Annotated in this window: 23 protein-coding genes and 1 rRNA gene; 21 read left to right on the forward strand and 3 right to left on the reverse strand. The window is 50.5% G+C overall.

Annotated features, from left to right (window positions below):
- A partial coding sequence (locus tag ACAN56_RS35105; protein ID WP_379148716.1) for an O-antigen ligase family protein occupies positions 1-1,425 on the forward strand: 1,425 nt, incomplete at its 5' end.
- Between the two features lie 85 nt (positions 1,426-1,510).
- Here the strand turns inward: ACAN56_RS35105 and ACAN56_RS35110 are convergent.
- Entirely contained in the window at positions 1,511-2,164 is a 654-nt protein-coding gene (locus ACAN56_RS35110; RefSeq protein ID WP_052092318.1) for an SdpI family protein, read from the reverse strand.
- 2 nt (positions 2,165-2,166) lie between these two features.
- On the reverse strand, positions 2,167-2,502 hold the full coding sequence (locus tag ACAN56_RS35115; protein ID WP_231578336.1) for an autorepressor SdpR family transcription factor: 336 nt from the start codon (positions 2,500-2,502) through the stop codon (positions 2,167-2,169).
- A gap of 231 nt (positions 2,503-2,733) precedes the next feature.
- Here ACAN56_RS35115 and uptA point away from each other — a divergent pair, with 231 nt between their 5' ends.
- The 18 genes from uptA (at position 2,734) to ACAN56_RS35205 (ending at position 17,236) form a co-directional block, all read left to right on the forward strand.
- Positions 2,734-3,348: an undecaprenyl phosphate transporter UptA gene (uptA, locus tag ACAN56_RS35120; protein WP_038596559.1), complete on the forward strand. Its 615-nt coding sequence runs from the start codon at positions 2,734-2,736 to the stop codon at positions 3,346-3,348.
- The gene (locus ACAN56_RS35125) at positions 3,345-3,911 is read left to right on the forward strand and encodes a thioredoxin family protein (RefSeq protein WP_038596557.1); all 567 of its coding nucleotides are present in this window, start codon (positions 3,345-3,347) and stop codon (positions 3,909-3,911) included. The genes uptA and ACAN56_RS35125 overlap by 4 nt, the downstream gene beginning before the upstream one ends.
- Complete coding sequence (locus tag ACAN56_RS35130) at positions 3,912-4,547, forward strand: MBL fold metallo-hydrolase (protein WP_038596555.1); 636 nt, start codon at positions 3,912-3,914, stop codon at positions 4,545-4,547. It begins immediately after the preceding gene.
- 184 nt (positions 4,548-4,731) lie between these two features.
- Positions 4,732-4,953, forward strand: coding sequence for a hypothetical protein (locus tag ACAN56_RS35135; RefSeq protein ID WP_379148719.1), 222 nt, complete (start codon positions 4,732-4,734; stop codon positions 4,951-4,953).
- Positions 4,954-5,010: 57 nt separating this feature from the next.
- Complete coding sequence (gene sigY / locus ACAN56_RS35140; RefSeq protein WP_038596550.1) at positions 5,011-5,544, forward strand: RNA polymerase sigma factor SigY; 534 nt, start codon at positions 5,011-5,013, stop codon at positions 5,542-5,544.
- Positions 5,534-5,857 (forward strand): YxlC family protein, encoded by a 324-nt coding sequence (locus ACAN56_RS35145; protein ID WP_038596548.1) that lies wholly within the window; start codon positions 5,534-5,536, stop codon positions 5,855-5,857. The genes sigY and ACAN56_RS35145 overlap by 11 nt, the downstream gene beginning before the upstream one ends.
- The gene (locus ACAN56_RS35150) at positions 5,854-6,072 is read left to right on the forward strand and encodes a hypothetical protein (RefSeq protein WP_076113351.1); all 219 of its coding nucleotides are present in this window, start codon (positions 5,854-5,856) and stop codon (positions 6,070-6,072) included. Before ACAN56_RS35145 ends, ACAN56_RS35150 begins: the two co-directional genes overlap by 4 nt.
- Before the next feature lie 61 nt (positions 6,073-6,133).
- The gene (locus tag ACAN56_RS35155; protein ID WP_038596544.1) at positions 6,134-6,325 is read left to right on the forward strand and encodes a PLD nuclease N-terminal domain-containing protein; all 192 of its coding nucleotides are present in this window, start codon (positions 6,134-6,136) and stop codon (positions 6,323-6,325) included.
- Entirely contained in the window at positions 6,325-7,239 is a 915-nt protein-coding gene (locus ACAN56_RS35160; protein WP_379148723.1) for an ABC transporter ATP-binding protein, read from the forward strand. The genes ACAN56_RS35155 and ACAN56_RS35160 overlap by 1 nt, the downstream gene beginning before the upstream one ends.
- The gene (locus tag ACAN56_RS35165; RefSeq protein ID WP_379148725.1) at positions 7,236-8,006 is read left to right on the forward strand and encodes an ABC transporter permease subunit; all 771 of its coding nucleotides are present in this window, start codon (positions 7,236-7,238) and stop codon (positions 8,004-8,006) included. The genes ACAN56_RS35160 and ACAN56_RS35165 overlap by 4 nt, the downstream gene beginning before the upstream one ends.
- A 159-nt stretch (positions 8,007-8,165) precedes the next feature.
- Positions 8,166-8,549 (forward strand): hypothetical protein, encoded by a 384-nt coding sequence (locus tag ACAN56_RS35170; RefSeq protein ID WP_038596538.1) that lies wholly within the window; start codon positions 8,166-8,168, stop codon positions 8,547-8,549.
- Positions 8,550-8,926: 377 nt separating this feature from the next.
- Entirely contained in the window at positions 8,927-9,214 is a 288-nt protein-coding gene (gene gatC / locus ACAN56_RS35175; protein WP_038596536.1) for an Asp-tRNA(Asn)/Glu-tRNA(Gln) amidotransferase subunit GatC, read from the forward strand.
- Between the two features lie 24 nt (positions 9,215-9,238).
- The gene (gene gatA / locus ACAN56_RS35180; RefSeq protein WP_038596534.1) at positions 9,239-10,696 is read left to right on the forward strand and encodes an Asp-tRNA(Asn)/Glu-tRNA(Gln) amidotransferase subunit GatA; all 1,458 of its coding nucleotides are present in this window, start codon (positions 9,239-9,241) and stop codon (positions 10,694-10,696) included.
- A 40-nt stretch (positions 10,697-10,736) separates the two neighbouring features.
- The gene (gene gatB, locus ACAN56_RS35185; RefSeq protein ID WP_038596532.1) at positions 10,737-12,182 is read left to right on the forward strand and encodes an Asp-tRNA(Asn)/Glu-tRNA(Gln) amidotransferase subunit GatB; all 1,446 of its coding nucleotides are present in this window, start codon (positions 10,737-10,739) and stop codon (positions 12,180-12,182) included.
- A gap of 94 nt (positions 12,183-12,276) precedes the next feature.
- Entirely contained in the window at positions 12,277-12,747 is a 471-nt protein-coding gene (locus ACAN56_RS35190; RefSeq protein WP_379148731.1) for a GNAT family N-acetyltransferase, read from the forward strand.
- 36 nt (positions 12,748-12,783) lie between these two features.
- On the forward strand, positions 12,784-14,706 hold the full coding sequence (locus ACAN56_RS35195) for a DUF4097 family beta strand repeat-containing protein (RefSeq protein ID WP_379148733.1): 1,923 nt from the start codon (positions 12,784-12,786) through the stop codon (positions 14,704-14,706).
- A 124-nt stretch (positions 14,707-14,830) separates the two neighbouring features.
- Positions 14,831-15,262, forward strand: coding sequence for a Fur family transcriptional regulator (locus ACAN56_RS35200; protein WP_038596527.1), 432 nt, complete (start codon positions 14,831-14,833; stop codon positions 15,260-15,262).
- Positions 15,263-15,514: 252 nt separating this feature from the next.
- Positions 15,515-17,236 (forward strand): glycosyl hydrolase family 18 protein, encoded by a 1,722-nt coding sequence (locus ACAN56_RS35205; RefSeq protein WP_379148736.1) that lies wholly within the window; start codon positions 15,515-15,517, stop codon positions 17,234-17,236.
- Positions 17,237-17,314: 78 nt separating this feature from the next.
- Here ACAN56_RS35205 and ACAN56_RS35210 read toward each other — a convergent pair whose 3' ends face one another.
- A complete protein-coding gene (locus tag ACAN56_RS35210; RefSeq protein WP_038596523.1) occupies positions 17,315-17,680 on the reverse strand; it encodes a DUF2614 family zinc ribbon-containing protein in 366 nt (121 codons plus the stop codon).
- Positions 17,681-17,809: 129 nt separating this feature from the next.
- Between ACAN56_RS35210 and ACAN56_RS35215 the strand changes: the two genes are divergently transcribed.
- Both ACAN56_RS35215 and ACAN56_RS35220 read left to right on the forward strand, forming a co-directional pair.
- A complete protein-coding gene (locus tag ACAN56_RS35215) occupies positions 17,810-18,685 on the forward strand; it encodes a nucleotidyltransferase-like protein (protein WP_038596521.1) in 876 nt (291 codons plus the stop codon).
- A gap of 447 nt (positions 18,686-19,132) precedes the next feature.
- Positions 19,133-19,307 (forward strand): 16S ribosomal RNA (locus ACAN56_RS35220); the annotation flags it as partial.

Here is a 19,307-nt window from a genome sequence, read left to right on the forward strand (position 1 = left end):
CGCGCCGCCATGCTGGTGCTGGCGGCGGCAGGCTGGACGGCGGCGGGCACCGCCGTCCTTGTCCAGGTAAGCGAGCGGATCACCGGACCGTCTATGACGGTCGCCGCTCGCGGACTTTATTACCGCGATGCCTGGAAGCTCGCGGCGGAAGCGCCCTGGCTGGGGCGCGGGGGCGAGACTTGGCGGTACTCGTACCTCGCCGCCCAGTCCCGTCCCTATGTAGGCAGCCAGGTGCATAGCGGTTATCTCGACTTCCTGCTGAATCTGGGAATTGTCGGCCTGGCAGCAGTCCTGCTTCTGCTGCTGGCGGCAGGATGGGTGGTAGGAGCAGCCGCTCCAAGGCTGCTCCCGTCACTGCTGGTCATCGCCTTGCATGGGGCGGTTGATTTTGACTGGAGTTATGGGCTTACTTGGCTGCTGCTGTTCCTCCTGCCGGCGCTCGCGCTTGCTGAGGTCCGGCAGGAGGCAGATAACTCGTCCGGCACTACTGCAGTCAAGGCTGCTCCAGGAATAGCTGTTATCCCTTCGGCAGGCCGCATTCTGTCAAATGCCGCAGTCAATGAATGCCTAACGGCATACGAATCTGGAACAAGGGCATCTTTCTCTGCGGTCACCGCCGGACCGGATGCATCCATTCAGGCACTAGACTTTCTTCCTGCTGCCGCCCATGCCAACAGTCCCGGTACTAAGCGTTTTCCTCGCTTGTTGAGCAGAGCTCAGCGGCTCAGCCTACAGTTGCGTCACTTCGTTTTGAAGCGAAGGGTAAGGGCTGCTACTGCTGCGGTCTGCACCGGGTGCCTTTGCTTGGTGCTAAGTCTGCTATCCTTTCAGCTAATGAAGGGGGCCGAATTACATAGGGTGGCTGCCCGCGAACCGGACCCTGCAGGGAGAATTGCGCTGCTCCGGCAATCGCTGGAATGGAATCCCCGTGAGCCCCGGGCAGTTGTTAGTCTATCAAGGCTGCTCCCGGACCGGGAGGCAATGGATCTGCTGACCGTAAGCTTGGCCTACGCGCCAGAAGACGCTGCGGTGCAATGGGAAATAGCGGAAAGGTCGATGAACGGGAGTAATCCGGGAGAGGCACTGCACTGGATACGCAGAAGTTTGAAGGCGGATGTCTATAATACCGCCAAAAGGGTAAAAGCGATTGATGGAATGCTCGACATGAGTCAGCGCAGGTTGATAGCGGGGGATAGGGCGGGAGGGACAGCCAGTGCGGCTGCGGATCGCGATCTGCTGCAGCAATTCCGCCTGCAGGCGGACAGCGAGTGCCGCAAAGGACAACAGCACAATGACCGGCGGTTTGCATTCACAGCAGAAGCCGAAGCATTGGAGCTTCGGCTCAGAAAGGTGTTGGCTGCGGCATACAGCCCGGTAGCAGAAGCACGCAGTGTCAGCGTACAGACGCCAACAGCGGCGTATTGATCAGCAGGTATCAGAAAAGTCCGTCTGCCGCTCCAAATTACTGCAAGCAGCTACACTATATGGAATGCAGCCGGCAGGCCTACTCTCATGCCTTCATCCGCTGAGAGGTGAACCAGGAGTAGACGTACGGGATGATGGTTGCGATCAGCAAGGCCGTGATAATCATACTAATGGACAGGGTTTTTGGCATAAATGCGCCAAGTGCAATCAGCAGCCCGCCCAGCATCCACATGAACCCTGAGAAACGGTGAGTTTTCCGCCATACCTCCGGACTGGCCAGCGTCCATGGGGTGCGGATGCCGATGAAATAGTTATCTTTAACTTGCGGCATATAATTTCCAATAACAATGAACAGCAGGCCAACTGCTACCATAGTTAATTTGCTGACCGGAATATTTTGGTCAAGACTGCTGGCTACGGTTAGGACAAGTATAGTATCGGCGAGCACCGCGATAGCCAGGCGGGTCATTTTATAAGCACCTTCGAATTTCGAGTAATTCTCTTTCTTGGGATCGATATTCCGTATGAACTGCATTCCAATGGGAAATGCCAGGCCCATGAATGCCAGCAGTGCAATCGCCGACCCTTTGCTCCCGTACCGGTTAACCTCTCCAGTAATGCCGAACTGGAGAGGGAGCTGGTCAGGCAGTTTGCCATAATTAATGAGCGCGTAACCAAGAGAAAGAAGCCCCAAAATGACTATTAGTGTGTCCTGCCACTTCCATTTGAAATTTTTCATCTTTACTCAACCTCCGAGTTAGAATGGTTGTGTTGCCTTTTGCCGTCTTCTGCAGGTAAATGATCTGGTGCACTTCCTTTTCCCGTGCCGGTCAATTCCAGGAACCATCCAAGCACCTCTTCAAGCACAGTGGTATCCAGTGAATAAAGAATGAACTGTCCCTTCCGTTCATCCTGTACCAGACCGGCATGCTTCAGTGCGCTGAGATGATGCGAAATGCTTGGTTTTGACATCTGAAAATAATCGGCGATTTCTCCGGCCGTACGGTCTTTTTCCCGCAGCAGCCGGATGATCTGCCGCCGGGTAGGATCGGCCAGCGCTTTGAAGGATTCATTCATTTTCGATCCGACCTTTCGATATTTAAATAATTATCTAAATATATAATTGCACTGATTTCATAAATTGTCAATCTGTTGAATGCCATAGATTCCATCTTCGTAAGTAGAAGTCGTAAGGCCGCATATGCTAGAATAGGCTAGAAGAAGCTGGATACATAGAGCGGAAGCGTTGTTCGTCTGAGCCTGAAGGGCGCTAAGCCTAATTCCGCAAATACGGGAGGAGGAGCTGCATTGCATTTTTTTTCTGATCTGGTCTCGCAGTTGTTTGAGTGGATTCAGAGTCTTGGGTATTTCGGGATTATGATCGGACTCATGATTGAAGTAATACCGAGTGAGATTGTGCTTGCTTTTGGCGGATACTTGGTTTCGCAAGGGCAGATTAACTTTTTTGGCGCAGTTCTTTTTGGAACGGTGGGTGGGGTCATTGCCCAGATCTTTGTGTATTGGATCGGCCGTTATGGCGGCAGACCTGTGCTGGAGAAATACGGGAAGTATATTTTTATCAAGAAGAAGCATATTGATCATTCCGAAGAATGGTTCAACAAGTACGGTACCGGTGTTATTTTTACGGCCCGCTTCATTCCGATTGTCCGCCATGCCATTTCCGTGCCGGCAGGGATATCACGTATGCCGTTAGGCAAATTCACTCTGCTGACCACACTCGCGGTTATTCCGTGGAGCGCACTGTTTGTCTACCTGGGCTACACTCTGGGGGACAAATGGAAAACGATTGATGAGGTTGCGGCCAAGTACACCCATGAGCTGATTCTCGTTGCAATAGCCATTATCGTTATATATTTTCTGTTCAAGTGGTACAAATCCAAGAAGAAAGGTAGTGCAGTATGAAGCAGAATGTAGCCCATAAATTTGGTCAAGGTCTTACTCCGCGCCAGTTCGTGGAAGGGATGACGAAGAATCAGCAGGCATTTGAGTCCTGGTATGAGAAGTTTGCCTGGGATAACGAAAGCGACCGGGAATACTTTGAGAGCCTGAACCATCGCGATGATTTGCGGGTGCTGATCTTGGCTGCCGATTGGTGCGGTGACGTAGTGCGTAATGTGCCGGTTGTATTCCGCATTCTTGAGACAGCGGGGATTAAGACTGAAGTGCTGATTCTGGAAGAGAATCAGGATGTCATGGATGATTTCCTGACGATGGGCGGCAGATCGGTGCCGATTGTCATCTTTGCCGATACTGGAGGTTATGTGCTCGGTCATTGGGGTCCGCGTCCGGAGCATGTGCAGTCTCTGATGGCTGCATTCAAACAGGAGAATCCCGACCGCGAAGCCGCGGATTACGAGAGCAAGATTGCCGAAGTACGCAAGGCGATGGGACAAGCCTACGGGGAAGGAACGGAATCGCACGCAGTTATCGCGGGAGAGCTGCGCAGCCTGATCTCCGGCTTTTAAATTATGCTTAATATACGTTCCTATAATCTAGGGCCGCTCCAGACCAATGCGTATTTGTTGACCGGGGCAGATCCCGGGCGTGGTATCATCATCGATCCCGGTATGAACCCCGCCGGTCTTGTGCGGGCTATAGAAGGCATGGAGATTGAAGCGATTTTGCTGACACATGCCCATTTCGATCATATCGGCGGCGTAGATGAAATACGCAAAGCCAAGAAATGTCCTGTCTATGTTCATCCTCTGGAGAGTGAATGGCTGAGCAGTCCCAAGCTGAACGGCTCACTGATGTGGCCGGAAGCCTCGCCTCCGATTAGCACAGATCCTGCAGAGTATGATCTGGCAGAAGGACAGATTCTGCAGCTGCTGGGCCTCACCTTCCGGGTGATGCATACCCCAGGCCATTCTCCGGGAAGTGTAAGCTTCCTGTGTGGAAATGATCTGTTCTCCGGGGATGTGCTGTTTAAGCTGGGGGTCGGACGTACCGATCTGCCCGGTGGCAGAGAGCGGGATTTAATTGACTCCATCCGCGGGAAGCTGTACCGGCTGGATGAAGAAGTGAAGGTATATCCGGGACATGGTCCGCGGACAACCATCGGCTTTGAACGTCTCCGCAATCCTTACGTTCCCATGCAGTGACCTTATTCTCTTGGATGCGACATGAACCGGGAAAATAGAGATGGACATAAAGATACAAAGTTGCTACAATAATGTTAATTAAATGTAACATTTACCTCGCGAAGCACGCAGACTGTGGAATAATCCCGGTTTGCGTTCTTTTTTTTGTCTACATAATAGGTTGAATTGCATGGGAGGAAGCGGCTTGAAGAACGATATACATTACCAGATGGACGATGGAAAGCCAGATACAGCTAGTGAAATCTTCGCAGTCGGTAAAGGGAAAGAAACGGAGCTTCCTGCTCTCGGCAGAACTCCAGACGGTTTGGAGCGGACTTTATTCTGGCATTTCCCTGGAGGGAAAGGTGCAGTTCAGCCTTGGCGGCGGAGACTTTGGGAGCTGCAAAATAATTTGGATCACGAATGAACGAATTGATATAGCTATTCGTATTACGGTGTGAATGAAGGAAGCATGGAGGGATCAATGAGCGACGTGACGCTGGAGAGAATCAAGCTGGCACAGCAGGGCGATGCTTCGGCGCTTGCGTTACTGCTGCGGGAGCATTACAGTTTTTTGTACAAATACCTAATCAAGGTCACCATGGACCCATTGCTCGCCGAGGAGCTTGCCCAGGATACTATGGTCAGATGCATGGAGAAGATTAGAAGCTACGATGGTTCCTCTTCTTTTTCTTCATGGTTGATCACGATCGCTACCCGTCTATATATCGACCGGAAGCGGAGATGGAAACGTGAAGCAGAGTGGCGGCGCCAGGAGCAGGGAGTGTTGTCCATCCGCTGGCGGTTTGAGAGCCGGAATATAGAATGGAGCGATCTGCTTGATGCGCTCTCCCGGATTCCCTCACCTCAGCGGATAGCCGTACTGCTGAAGCATTATTACGGTTACAGCTATGAAGAAATCGGTGTGATTCTGCAAGTCCCATCGGGTACAGTCAAATCACGTGTGTCTGCCGGCCTTAACCACCTGCGAAAGGAGCTGAATGAGGATGAAACCTGATGATGAAGAACTGCTGGTCCAGTTGAACGCAGAATTGAATATCTTGGATGCGCAATTTGATGACATTTCGCCGCCATCCTTGTTGGTTATGGAAGAACTCATTGCCGCCGAGACCCTCCGCAGGCGCCGTAAGAGCCGCAATGAGCTGTTGCTGTTTTTGTGCCTGGCTCTGATTGTGCTCAGTATCATTCTTACTGCCTTGGGATCAGCCCCTGTATTTTATTGGGTACTGCAGGCGGTATTCCCCCTCGCGGCACTTGGCAGTCTGGGGGTTTCGCGGATCAGACTGCGGCGGGAGGATACGGAAGAGTGAGTGAACTGAAGGATGTGCCTTTATGGTTGTGGATTTGCTTAGCTGCCGTGCTGATGCTGCAGGGGACATGGATATTCCGGGATGCGCAGAAGAGAGGCGAAGGTGGCATGGCATGGTTCTGGGGAGTCTGGGGTCTTACCGGAATACCCACCCCGGCAGTTTGCTACCTGTTGTTTGTGATTTTGCCAGATAGACGAAGAAGAAAACGGGATTAATCAATACAGGATGTCAGGAAAGATCCTTCTGTATGCAAAGAATAGAACGGGGGATGCTGGGATGGACAAAGTGAATTGGGGTTTGGTTTGGCCGCTGCTTGCACTTCAGATCTTGCTGGCCATTGTCGGATTGATATCTTTGGCCAGAGCGGAGAAAGTGCGGGGGCCGAAATGGATGTGGATTATTATAATAGTATTTGGCAATCTGTTGGGCAGTATTGCTTATTTTACAGCAGGAAGGAATGAGAACTGATGCCGCTGCTTAAGGTTGCCGATCTGCATAAACGGTATGGCAGACATATCTCCGTAGATGGTATAAGCTTTGAGATCGAATCCGGGCGCTGTGTCGCCTTGCTGGGACCAAACGGAGCAGGCAAGACCACAACGCTGCGCATGCTTGCGGGTCTGCTGCCGCCTACGTCGGGGGAGATATCCTTTGCCGGCAATCGTCCGGGAGCGGATTACCGCAAAGCACTGGGATATTTGCCGCAATCCCCGGCTTTTTACAACTGGATGAGCGGACAGGAATATGTTGTCTTTGCCGCGAAGCTGAGCGGCATGCGCTCCAGAGAAGCAGCCGAGAGGTCGGCCGCCGCACTGGAGCGGGTAGGTCTCAGCGAGTCGGCGCGCCGCCGGATTTCCGGGTATTCAGGCGGAATGAAGCAGCGGCTCGGTCTGGCGCAGGCACTGGTGCACCGCCCCCGGCTACTGCTGCTTGACGAGCCGGTCTCGGCGCTTGATCCGATTGGACGGCGGGAAGTGATGGAACTGCTGCGGGAGATCCGTGAAGAGACGACGGTCATCTTTTCTACACATGTGCTGCATGATGCCGAAGAGATATGCGATGATATCATATTAATGAACCGTGGTGTGATAGCCGAGCAGGGGACATTATCCTATCTCCGTTCACAGTACAGTCTTCCTATTATCAGACTATATACAGAGAAAGAGGATAAGGCATTCCGGTGGCTGGAGGACCTTGTGCATAAACCTTTTATTGTTCAGTCGCAGATTACTGCAGGTAAAGCCATTTTTAATGTGAGCGATGTAGAAGTGGCACGGCGGGAGATTCTGCAGGAAGCTGGCAAGCTGGATATTCCGCTGCTGCAATTCGAAGCAGGCTCTTCCACGCTGGAAGACCTGTTCATGAAAGTGGTGGGCTCATGAGAAGCTTCTGGACTTTATACTCGAAAGAAATGCTCGAGACGCTGCGAAGCTACAAACTGATCTGGATACCGATTGTATTTATCATCTTGGGCATTATGCAGCCGCTTGTGACCTATTACATGTGCGATATTCTGGAAGCTTCCGCAAATGTGCCGGCGGGGATGCTGGAGAGCTTTGAAATGCCGGAGGCAGCTGCGGTAATGGCGCAAGCGCTTGGCCAATATGGAACGATTGGCATACTGGTTCTGGCGCTTGGGAGCATGAATGCACTGGCGGGAGAGCGGAGCAGCGGAACGGCTGAGCTGCTGATGGCCAAGCCGGTTACTCCGATGGTCATTATCATCGCCAAATGGGCTGCACAGCTGACCCTGCTTGTAATTGCACTTGGACTGGGCGCGGCGGGGGCCGGATATTACACGGAAGAGCTGATGGGTCCGCTTGCCTGGGGTGAGGTTGCAGCTGCAACCGGAATCTATGGGCTATGGCTACTCTGCGGCGTCTCACTGACACTGCTGTTCAGCTCCTTCCTTCGTGGACCTGCCGCTGTGTTTCTTGCCCTGGCGCTCGTGGCAGGGGTATCGCTTGGCTATAGTCTGCTGCCAACCCAGCTAGCTTGGACGATGGCTGCGTTGCCTGGATTGTCTGCCGGAGTCCTTGTAGACAGCGGTACAGCTGGAGTAGGCCCTTTTCTCTCAGCAGCCGTGCTGATTGTGCTGTGCATTGCCGGGTCTGCTCTGTTAACGTCCAGGAATAAACTCCCAGTTTGACGGAAAAATAAGAAAAATGTTGCTTTTTCTCGACATTTCTGAAAATTTCAAGGGAAATTACATTGAACTCTCCTCCTGCTGCTGGACAGCTCTATCTTTTTTTAGTAGACTGTTGAAACAAGTAGAACCATGATAGATTTTGGCTCAGGAGGTAGGACGATGCTGCGTTTAGGAGAGAAAATTGTCATTGTTGCAGACGCTTTTGAGCAGAGTCTTCCTATTGGAGACTACGGCTACCTGATTGCTTACGACCGCAATCCTGACAATGCGTTTGATTATGTGATTCGTGTCCCTCAGGCTAACAGGAATTTTTATGTTACGGCAGAGGATATTGAGGCGGAAGAACAATTGCTGGTGGTAGAGGCTGAGAGAGCAACACATGAAGCATTGATCGACTATGCTTTGTCGACATACAATGAGAAGCTGTTTCATCATTTGATGAACGGCGAAGACATGGAAGCAGAAGAGGCGGAAACGACGTCTACGGAAAGTATGTCCCAGGCGGAATTCATCAAACAGGTGAATCTTCGCGCTTGGATTTAGGTAAGGCCGGCGCAAGCCGGCTTTTTTGAAATAGAAGAATTTATATGTTCCACGCCATAAATGATCCTTCTATTTTTCGCAGAAGCGGCTGCCAGTCCTAAGAGGACTGCAAGTCCGTTTCTTCTTAAAATGTAAGAATCTATAGGGTGCACGCAATGCTTTATCCTTATATTTCTGCAGAAACGGCTGCCGTCCCTATTAGGACGCCATAGCCGTTTTTTCTTGTTTCATGTACCCATAACCTGTAGCGCCACTAGCTGTTGTTCGAATTGCAGCTTTATGAACATGACAAGCTCATTGAATTGTCCAGGCTTCTACAATATAATTAAAAACGTTATCCGGGCGCTTTAGCCCTTTAAACAGGAGGGATATTTCTTATGAGTATTACCGTCAAAGATGTGCAGCATGTGGCCAAGCTGGCCCGCCTGCAGTTAAGCCCGGAAGAAGAGGCTACTTTTACTGAACAAATGAATGCTATTTTACAATATGCGGAGAAATTGAACGAACTTGACACGGAGCATGTGAAGCCGACAACGCATGTGCTGCAGGTCAGCAATGTGATGCGGGACGATGTTGTGAAGGAGAGCCTTTCCCAAGAAGAAGCTCTGCTTAACGCACCTGAACATGAAGACGGACATTTCAAAGTACCGGCAGTTCTGGAATAACGACAATAGAGAGGAGGAAGAAAGTTGAGCCTGTTTCAATATCGACTACCCGAAGTACATAACATGCTGCACAGCAAAGAGATTTCGGTCAGCGAACTGACGGAAGAATCACTGGCTGCCATTACCGAGCGTGACGGGAAGGTGCATGCATTTTTAACTTTAAATGAGGAGGGCGCGCGGCTGTCTGCACGTGCTCTGGACGACAAGCTGGCTTCCGGTGCAGCGCGCGGTTTGCTGTTTGGTCTTCCTGCAGGAATTAAAGATAATATTGTGACCAAAGGACTGCGCACGACCTGTGCCAGCCAGTTTCTGGACAATTTCCAGCCGATATATGATGCAACAGTTGTTTCCAAACTGCGTCAGGCCGATGCTGTAACCATCGGCAAGCTGAACATGGACGAGTTCGCCATGGGCGGCTCCAATGAGAATTCTAGCTACGTGGCTGTGCGTAATCCTTGGAATCTGGAACGTGTTCCCGGGGGCTCCAGCGGCGGCTCGGCAGCTGCGGTAGCTGCCGGTGAAGTCTTCTTTGCACTTGGCTCCGATACCGGCGGTTCTATCCGCCAGCCTGCTTCGTATTGCGGTGTGGTAGGACTTAAACCGACTTATGGTCTGGTTTCGCGTTACGGCCTAGTGGCATTTGCTTCTTCGCTCGATCAGATTGGTCCGCTTACCCGCACAGTGGAGGATTCCGCTTATGTGCTGCAGGCCATTGCCGGATACGACGCCCAGGATTCCACCTCGGCCAAAGTGAATATCCCTGATTACTTAAGCGCACTTACCGGTGATATTTCCGGGCTGCGCATCGCTGTGCCGAAGGAGTATATCGGAGAAGGTGTAGATGCCTCCGTCCGTGAGAGTGTGCTGTCTGCACTTAAGGTGCTGGAAGGTCTGGGTGCGGTCTGGGAAGAGGTTTCTCTTCCGCATACCGAATATGCTGTGGCGGCGTATTATTTGCTCTCCTCTTCGGAGGCGTCTTCCAACCTGGCCCGTTTTGACGGGGTGCGTTACGGTGCGCGTATAGATAACGGCGGCGGATTGCTTGATTTGTACCATAATTCCCGCAGCCACGGATTTGGACCGGAAGTTAAACGCCGGATTATGCTCGGCACTTATGCGCTCAGCTCCGGTTATTATGATGCTTATTACTTGAAGGCGCAGAAAGTGCGCACCTTGATCAAGCAGGATTTCGACGAAGTATTTAAAAAATATGATGTCGTCATCGGACCGACTGCGCCAACTACAGCTTTCAAGCTGGGCTCACAGACGGAAGATCCGCTCACGATGTATTTGAATGATATTTTGACCATTCCGGTCAGTCTCGCCGGCATTCCTGCCGTCAGCATCCCTTGCGGTTTTGCCGAAGGCCTGCCTGTAGGTCTGCAAATTATCGGTAAGGAATTTGATGAGAGCACGGTACTGCGTGTTGCACACGCTTTTGAACAACATACAGATCATCATAAAGTACAGCCACAACTATAATTGCGGTCTTCGAAGCTTAGGCTCACAAAACTTTTAAGGGATGAGATCATTTATGTCTAAATACGAAACGGTCATCGGGCTGGAAGTTCATGTGGAGCTTCATACCAAGTCCAAAATCTTTTGCGGCTGCTCCACAGAATTTGGCGCTCCGCCCAATACGCATACCTGTCCCGTCTGTCTTGGTCACCCCGGCGTGCTGCCGGTGTTGAACCGCCAGGCGGTGGAATATGCGATGAAAGCAGCCATGGCGCTGAACTGCACCATCGGCGATGTCAGCAAGTTCGACCGCAAGAACTATTTTTACCCCGATTCGCCCAAAGCGTATCAGATCTCGCAATATGACCAGCCGATCGGTCTGAACGGCTGGATCGATATCGAAGTGAACGGTGAGACCAAACGGATCGGTATCACCCGCCTGCACCTGGAGGAAGATGCGGGCAAGCTGACTCATGTAGACGGCGGATTTGCTTCCCTCGTCGATTTCAACCGGGTAGGCACACCGCTGATTGAAATTGTCTCCGAACCGGATCTGCGCTCTCCTGAAGAGGCGCGCGCTTATCTGGAGAAGATACGGGCCATTATGCAATATTGCGACGTATCCGATGTGAAGATGGAAGAAGGCTCCATGCGCTGCGATGCGAACATAAGCCTGCGGCCGGCAGGTCAGGAAGAGTTCGGCATCCGAGCGGAGCTTAAGAACATGAACTCCTTCCGGGGTGTGCTGCGCGGTCTGGAGTACGAGCAATTCCGCCAAGGGGAAATCCTTGATGATGGCGGTATTGTCGTGCAGGAGACCCGCCGCTGGGATGAAGCGCAGGGCAAGACGTTATCTATGCGCGGCAAGGAAGAAGCTCATGATTACCGCTACTTTCCAGATCCGGATCTCATTGTCCTGCATATTGACGATGCTTGGAAAGAGTCCATCCGGGCTACGATTCCGGAGCTGCCGGATGCCCTCCAGCTGCGGTACAGTGAGGAGTATGGCCTTACCGCTTATGATGCGGGTGTGCTGACCTCCTCCAAACCGCTGGCCGATTTCTTTGAAGGCTGCCTTGCTTATACAAAGGATGCCAAAGCTGTGGCCAACTGGATGATGGGCGATTTGCTGGGTTATCTGAACGGCAGCAATCTGGAATTGTCCCAGGTGAAGATTACGCCGCAGGGTCTGGGTGAAATGATCGGCCTGATTTCAGGCGGAACGATCAGCAGCAAGATTGCCAAGACCGTCTTCAAGGAAATGCTGGAAAGCGGAAAGCTGCCGGGTGCAATCGTTGAGGAGAAGGGACTTGTCCAGATCAGCGACGAAGGCGCAATCAAAAAAATCGTTGAGGATGTAGTGGCTGCAAATCCGCAATCGGTGGAGGATTACAAGGCTGGCAAGCAGAAAGCAATCGGATTCCTGGTAGGTCAGGTTATGAAAGAAAGCAAAGGCAAAGCCAACCCGGGTCTGGTAAATACATTGCTGGCTGAAGTTTTGAACAGCTAGATCCCGCTTCTGGGTAATAGTAGACTATAGGATTATTAGCTCAGGGCTTGTCGGCAACGGCAGGCCCTAAGCGGCATATAAGGGGACTGTGCGGATGAACACAATTATCAAGCTTGATCTGCAGGATGAGATCATTCTTAGTGAGCTATGGAGCCTCCAGCATAAAGCTTATCGGCTGGAAGCGGAGATGATCGGATTCCATGAAATTCCGCCATTGCTGGAGACCAGAGATATGCTGAGCCAGTCTCAGGAGGATTTCTACGGCCGTTTCGACAGCAGCGGGGATCTGATGGGGGCTGTTGCCGTGCTGGAAGAGTCACCGGGCAAGCTGACTGTGACCCGAATGATGGTGAGTCCTGAGTATTTCCGCCAAGGGGTGGCCGGAAGCCTGCTGGAATTTATCTTTGCCCATTATCCGGGAATGGAGCAGTTTATTGTATCTACAGGGAAGCTCAATATTCCTGCAGTTACACTGTATACCAAACATGGGTTTATTCCAGTCGGACTAGAGGAAGTAGCACCGGGTGTGGAACTGATTGAATTTTATCGGAGTGGTATGCTTTGAAAGTAATACAATTCTTTATGGAAGGAGGAGCCCGAAATGAGTCCTGAACAGAAAGATGATTCCGCCAAGCTCCCGACAGAGGAAGGAATATATGATACAACTGCACAGGAGCAAGATGACGGGATAGAGCAGAAGAAGCCCTCAATCCCGCCCCGTCCAAAACGCCGTCCCCATCGTAAACGCAAATTTATTGCCGGACTGCTGTCCGCATTAATTCCGGGGACAGGACATCTATATTTCGGGCTTCTCCGCAAAGGGATTTCTTTCATCTTTCTTATCCTGCTTGATATTGCGGCGCTGCTGTATTTTTCGTCCATCGGTATGCAGATCAACGTTCCGCTGCTGATTTTGCTGGCCCTGATGATTCCGGTGCTGTATTTCTACAATGTGTTCGATGCCCTGCAGTCTGCTGACCGGATTTTGCGCTTTCCCGGGGAAGAGGATACTGAAACGCCAGCCCCTTCAAAATATGCCAAACGCCGTACCCTGGTGAGTGAGCCGGGAATCTCGTTTGGTTTGATGCTGCTCTTTGGCGGAGTGCTGCTGTTCCTGTTCCGGCAGAAGCCGGCCTGGCTGCAAATGTTCATCCAGGATTATGCGGGAACGGTAATTTCCGCGGTGCTGATCGTCGGCGGTTTTTTACTGGGAGTCCGTGAGGTTGCGAAGGGATTATCCAGGAGCAGAGGCAATGAGCGGCGCATCCGCCGTGTCGGCAGATATACGGCTGCAGTCCTGCTTGCCAGTGTCGGCGTTCTTTTGCTGATGGATGCAAGAGATGGAACACATAATATGCTGCTGCTGTTAAAATGGTGGCCCGTTATACCGGTGCTGTGGGGTGCGGAATACCTGCTCATTTACTTTTTCTCAGGCCGCAGAGGTCAGACTGCCTATGGTTCAAGAGCCCGGATGGATTTGCGTGGGCTGTTCTCATCCGTTATTTTGGCCGCCAGTGTATTTATCGTGGCAGAGCAGGAGCATTATTTGCATTTATGGAACCGGGTCAGCCTTAACCTTACCGCTGCAGCAGTGGATTACGGCGAAGCCAAGGGTAGCCATTTTCAAAAGCCCCCATTGATCGTACCGGTTGAGCTGGGCACCTCCAAACTAACTGTTGATGCCATCAACGGCGACATTATGATTCACCGAGCCCCGGTAGAGGATATTGAAATCACGGCTACAGTATGGGTGGATCAGCTTGATGGTGCAGTGGCTGAGGCGATATCGGAGCAGTCCTTTGTGGAGGTCATTGAAGGTTCTAACATCAAGGTCACCCCAAAAACCAAGACTTATGGAGACTCCGGGAAACGCCAGCCGCGCATGGATCTTGACATTTCGCTTCCGGAGGACCGCCGCTTTAATCTGGAGGTGCGGACGATGAATGGCGGAATTACGCTGCAGAATGTGGAAGCCATTGAGGATATTTCTCTGGAGACCGGCAACGGCGCGATTGTTCTATACCGCATATACGGAAATGTAAAAGGAAAGACACTAAACGGGGAAGCCCGTGCCAGAACGGTTCAAGGGGACGTTGAGATGTCAACGAGCGGCGGGAATATGGCGGCTTGGGATGTTACAGGGGCATTGAAGCTGTCGACCGCTGTAGGCAATATAACGGCATCCGGCAACGGTGGTGAAGTGGATCTGTCCAGCAAGAATGGCAATCTGGTAATTGACGGTGCGATGACTAAGCTGCATGCTGAATCCCTAAATGGCAAAATAAATGCCCGATCGGAGTCCGTCGGCGGTGACTGGGATATTTACAGCGCAGTTGGCGACATTGATCTTTACGTGCCTTTATTCGGCGATTATAAGGTGGATGGATCCAGCGGTTATGGAGATATCGACACCGACCTGCCAGAGCTGACTATCGACAAAAAGACAATTTCCGGCAAAATCGGCAATGGCGAGTTCAAACTGCGCGTAGAAGGAAACAGCAACCTAAATGTGAGGAAATATTGAAAAAAGTAATTTTTATTATATAATAATGAATATAATGTATCGACTCCGTTGACAACATCGAAAGTCCGGTCTTACAATTACTTTATAGCTTTATTATGTTTTTATTTTAAAGGCGGTGGAATTGATGGGTAGTGGCGTACAGCATGCATTGGAACAACTGAAGACTACCGGTGTCCGTATTACGCCTCAGCGTCATGCGATTCTTACGTATCTGATGGAAGCGTTGAATCATCCTACGGCAGACGATATTTACCGTGCGCTTGAGCCGCAGTTTCCGAGCATGAGTGTGGCAACTGTATATAACAATCTAAAGATGTTCATGGAAGCCGGTATGGTTCGCGAGTTGACTTATGGTGACAATTCAAGCCGTTTTGATGCAAATGTATCCGATCATTATCATGTCATCTGCCAGGTGTGCGGGAAGATCGAAGATTTCAGCTACGCCTCGCTGCATGAAGTGGAGCAGGCTGCCGAGCAGGCTACAGAGTTTAAGATCCATGGTTTGCGGATGGAATTGTACGGTGTGTGCAAATGCTGCAGCGACAAGAAGCATTGAGATAACAGATTAGAATAACATTATGGGTATAATCGACTGCGATGTTTCGGACTGCAGGAGATTTGCCGGTTTTTCCAAAACGTGCGGAATCCGGAAGCGGAGGCTGCACGTTTTTTTGATAATTCTGCTATGACTTACTTAATCTATGAATAACTTCCAGTAGATTTTCGCAACCAAAGAGACTCACATAGCGTATACTTAAGATTGGTTATACGCGCACTCAAAATTAACTAAATATGTGGAGGATACATTTTGGACAGAAGACAGAGACAAAGACGCACCAAGAAGCGTGGAGGTCTTTTTCGCCGTTTATTAGGGCTTGTCATAATAGCCGCCGCTGCTTACTGGATTGTATTTTATGTACTGCCGAACCGGCAGCATATTGATCCTGACTGGAAAGGGATGGAACACCCCATTTTTGTCAAAGGAGAGTTTACAGGTTTTAACGCTAACGGTACAGGAGAGAGTCTGCTGCTGCCGCTGCCGCTTTTGCAGAAGTATGTGGATTCTTCCATTCGTTATGAAGAGGAGAGCAAATCAGCCATTCTTTCGACTGAGAGCGAACTTCTATATATGCAAGAGAATTCAACCTCCGCCAGCCTGAACAACCAGCCGATTCAGCTTCGGCTTGCTCCTGAAGAAAAGGATGGATTGACCTATCTTCCGGCTGACACCCTCGAAGATCTATATGGTTTTGAGGTAGAAGAGGATAGTGATACCGGAGCTGTACTGCTGATGACTGCCGGGGAGACGGTTCCGCTGGGCAAAGTGAAGGGTGAGGAAGGCGACAGAACGAAGGCACTGCGCAGCGAGGCGTCGATTCATGCCCCCATTATCGCGGATATGCCTCCGGGAGCCGTGGTGAGAATCTGGAAGGCTGACAACCCGGACTGGCTGTATGTGCAGTTGAGCAGTGGTTACACGGGATATGCCAAAGCCGGTGACATTCTGTCAGACGGGAAAAAAACTGTAGAAGAAAAAACTTCCACACCGTCGAGAGCGGAACGCAACTGGAAGGGCAAGCCGGTAAATCTGTTCTGGGAAGCAGTATACGAGCGTAAACCGGATCCGGCTAAGTTCGGTGAATTGCCTGGAATCAATGTGGTCAGCCCTACGTGGTTTGAGATTGTAGACGTGCAGGGCAATGTGCGCAGTAAAGCGGACAAGGCTTACGTGCAGTGGGCGCACAAGCAGGACATGGAAGTCTGGGCTCTGCTCAGCAACAGCTTTGATGCCGATCTGACGACTGAGGCCTTAGCGAGCTATGAGAAGCGGATGAATACGATCGTACAAATGCTGGAGTTTGCTGATTTATATGATCTGGATGGTATCAATATCGACTTTGAGAATGTATACACCAAAGACGGTGAGAATGTTACGCAGTTTATGCGGGAGCTGAAGCCAATGGCCCAAGCTAAAAATCTCATTGTCTCCATTGATGTGACGCCTAAATCGAAGAGTGAAATGTGGTCTTTGTTTCTGGACCGGCGCGCACTCGGTACAGTCGTTGATTTCATGATGGTCATGGCGTACGATGAGCACTGGGCATCCAGTCCAAAGTCGGGCTCTGTGTCCTCGCTGCCTTGGATGGAGAACTCCATCAGCCGCATTATCGAGGAAGACGAGGTGCCTGCCGAGAAATTGATTCTCGGTGTCCCGCTGTATACCCGTATCTGGTCGGAAACAACAGAAAAGGGTAAAACCAAGGTGAGCTCCAAGGCCGTGAGCATGAATGCGGTTCAGGAGATTCTTACTGAGAAGAAGCTGACACCGAAGCTTGATAAGGATGCGGGACAGAATTACGTTGAGTACAAGGAAGACGGGATTCTCCGCAAAATATGGATAGAGGATAAGCTCTCACTTCAAGGGAGAGTTAAACTTGCCAAATCTTTTGGACTTGGCGGAGTGGCCTCCTGGACACGCAGCCTGGGCAATCAGGAAGCCTGGGAGACCCTGCAAACAATTCATCAATAATATATTCTGTCAGTAAGATAACAAAGGGGCTCCCAGTCTGGGAGCCCCTTGTTTGTATGATTCATTCATCAGCTGTCGTTATTGCTTGAGTTGCTGAGTTTCGAGTTGCTCTGCAGTTATCGTAGCCTGTGCCGGATCCCTTGTCAGAAGGGTATGGCAGAACATGCAGCGGTCTGTTTTCCCGAGCATCTTGGTCAGTTTGTGGCATTCCGGACATTCCAGCTGGACTGCGCTGGTCGATAGCATGCCTGCCCAGAAATAAATGGCGAGACTTGCCATCATGGAGATCAGGCCGATGACCAGACCGATAGCAGCGAATACTTTGCCTGCTGATCCCCAGAATACGATGCCTGCCGTTCCCAGAATCATGAGTCCCATTCCAAGCATGGTAAGCAGTAGTCCCCAGGTGCGAAAAGCATTGATTTTAGCCGATTTTAGCTTCATGAGTATTTACTCCTAACTAAAATATAGTTCGGTTGTCCAGGAGGAACTGATATGAATATGTAGAATATTATTATTTAAGAGGATTATAACTGACTGGACGCAAAATCGCCAAATTTGATGGAGGGAAGTATGGAACTATCCAATTTGACCCTGTTGAGTGGAGAAACGTTTGATGAGAATGTTCTGGGAGCTGTCACTTTGAGGCAGAAGGGTAATGCTCCGTTTCAGAGTGCGCTTCTTCATGACTTCGATATGGTAGTGCTGATGCTGCATGAAGATGAAGAGAAAGAACGGACTATAACCCATACCATTGCCGGTGACCGGCGCACGCAGTCTGTGCATGTAGGCTTATCTGCCTTGGAACGGGCTGTAATGGCGGGTGATAACAATGAACTTCTTACCAGCTTAATTGCTGGAGATGTGATTTGGGACCCCAAGGGAATATTAGGGGATATGCGCAGGGAGATCATGCAATTCCAGGGCCCGCTAAGAGAGCGGGTGCTGTTTATGGAATTTGCCCGCTTTCTGCATATGTATGTTAAATCCAAACGATATCTGGAAGCAAACTGTACCATGGATGCCTACAACTGTGTTTTGATTGCTTTGTATCATTGGGCGCGGATTGAAGTCAGTGAAGCGGGATTTTTCCCCGACCCTGCAGTATGGGAACAAGTCAAGAGTCTAAACACCCCTGTTCACAAGCTGTATGAAGAGCTTACGGTGAGTACCGAAACTCTGGATCAACGAGTCGAACTGATTCTGCTTGCCTGTGAATTTGCCCTAATGTCGAAGATGTCTGATTGTTGCGGATTGCTTTTGAATATCTTGGGCAGCCGAAAGGAATCATGGAGTATCAAAGAATTACTGCAGCATTCCGGCCTCAGCCAATTGGAAGCTGAACTGCCGCTTGTACTGCGCAAGCTTGTTTCCCGTTCACTAATAAGAGAGATTACTTCCTGGGCGGATGATGCCGGCGACGGTCATGCGGTACGTTACACCCGGTAAAGATAAAGAGCAGGATAGAGTGGCTATCCATAACGGGATGTTCCACCTGACAAAAGAGCATATGCTGTAGGATAGGGAGAGGCCGGGCGCTCTCTTTTTTTATTTGTACAGTTTCTGAATGAGATGATAAACGCAGGGAATATTTATAGTTGACTCTTATGTTAATGGTGTGTTAAATTATAACTCGGCCCTCAGACACAATGACAAGCTGCAAAGCAAGCGTAAATCAACCGAAAAAAGAAATTAAAAAAAAGGTTGACTAAAACGAGGTCGCCGTGATATATTATAAAGGTCGCTGCTGACAAGCGCCGACGACGAAAAACAAGAACTTGATCTTTGAAAACTGAACAACGAGTGAGTATGGAAATCACGCAAGTGAGATCCAAAATTAGAGAATGTAAATTCTTGTCAGATGTTTCAAATTGAGCAATCGCTCTTTCTAATACCAATTTGGAGAGTTTGATCCTGGCTCAGGACGAACGCTGGCGGCGTGCCTAATACATGCAAGTCGAGCGGAGTTGTGAAGGAGCTTGCTCCGGATTAACTTAGCGGCGGACGGGTGAGTAACACGTAGGCAACCTACCTCTTTGACTGGGATAACTACCGGAAACGGTAGCTAATA

The organism is Paenibacillus paludis, from assembly GCF_042610515.1.
GTDB lineage: Bacteria > Bacillota > Bacilli > Paenibacillales > Paenibacillaceae > Paenibacillus_AQ.

Excerpts from the sequence above, each read along its gene's own strand:
- ACAN56_RS35110 (WP_052092318.1), bottom strand. The coding sequence starts at position 2,164 with ATGAAAAATTTCAAATGGAAGTGGCAGGACACACTAATAGTCATTTTG.
- ACAN56_RS35115 (WP_231578336.1), bottom strand. The coding sequence starts at position 2,502 with ATGAATGAATCCTTCAAAGCGCTGGCCGATCCTACCCGGCGGCAGATC.
- ACAN56_RS35125 (WP_038596557.1), top strand. The coding sequence starts at position 3,345 with ATGAAGCAGAATGTAGCCCATAAATTTGGTCAAGGTCTTACTCCGCGC.
- sigY (WP_038596550.1), top strand. The coding sequence starts at position 5,011 with ATGAGCGACGTGACGCTGGAGAGAATCAAGCTGGCACAGCAGGGCGAT.
- ACAN56_RS35145 (WP_038596548.1), top strand. The coding sequence starts at position 5,534 with ATGAAACCTGATGATGAAGAACTGCTGGTCCAGTTGAACGCAGAATTG.
- ACAN56_RS35155 (WP_038596544.1), top strand. The coding sequence starts at position 6,134 with ATGGACAAAGTGAATTGGGGTTTGGTTTGGCCGCTGCTTGCACTTCAG.
- ACAN56_RS35160 (WP_379148723.1), top strand. The coding sequence starts at position 6,325 with ATGCCGCTGCTTAAGGTTGCCGATCTGCATAAACGGTATGGCAGACAT.
- ACAN56_RS35165 (WP_379148725.1), top strand. The coding sequence starts at position 7,236 with ATGAGAAGCTTCTGGACTTTATACTCGAAAGAAATGCTCGAGACGCTG.
- ACAN56_RS35170 (WP_038596538.1), top strand. The coding sequence starts at position 8,166 with ATGCTGCGTTTAGGAGAGAAAATTGTCATTGTTGCAGACGCTTTTGAG.
- gatC (WP_038596536.1), top strand. The coding sequence starts at position 8,927 with ATGAGTATTACCGTCAAAGATGTGCAGCATGTGGCCAAGCTGGCCCGC.
- gatB (WP_038596532.1), top strand. The coding sequence starts at position 10,737 with ATGAGATCATTTATGTCTAAATACGAAACGGTCATCGGGCTGGAAGTT.
- ACAN56_RS35190 (WP_379148731.1), top strand. The coding sequence starts at position 12,277 with ATGAACACAATTATCAAGCTTGATCTGCAGGATGAGATCATTCTTAGT.
- ACAN56_RS35195 (WP_379148733.1), top strand. The coding sequence starts at position 12,784 with ATGAGTCCTGAACAGAAAGATGATTCCGCCAAGCTCCCGACAGAGGAA.
- ACAN56_RS35200 (WP_038596527.1), top strand. The coding sequence starts at position 14,831 with ATGGGTAGTGGCGTACAGCATGCATTGGAACAACTGAAGACTACCGGT.
- ACAN56_RS35210 (WP_038596523.1), bottom strand. The coding sequence starts at position 17,680 with ATGAAGCTAAAATCGGCTAAAATCAATGCTTTTCGCACCTGGGGACTA.
- ACAN56_RS35215 (WP_038596521.1), top strand. The coding sequence starts at position 17,810 with ATGGAACTATCCAATTTGACCCTGTTGAGTGGAGAAACGTTTGATGAG.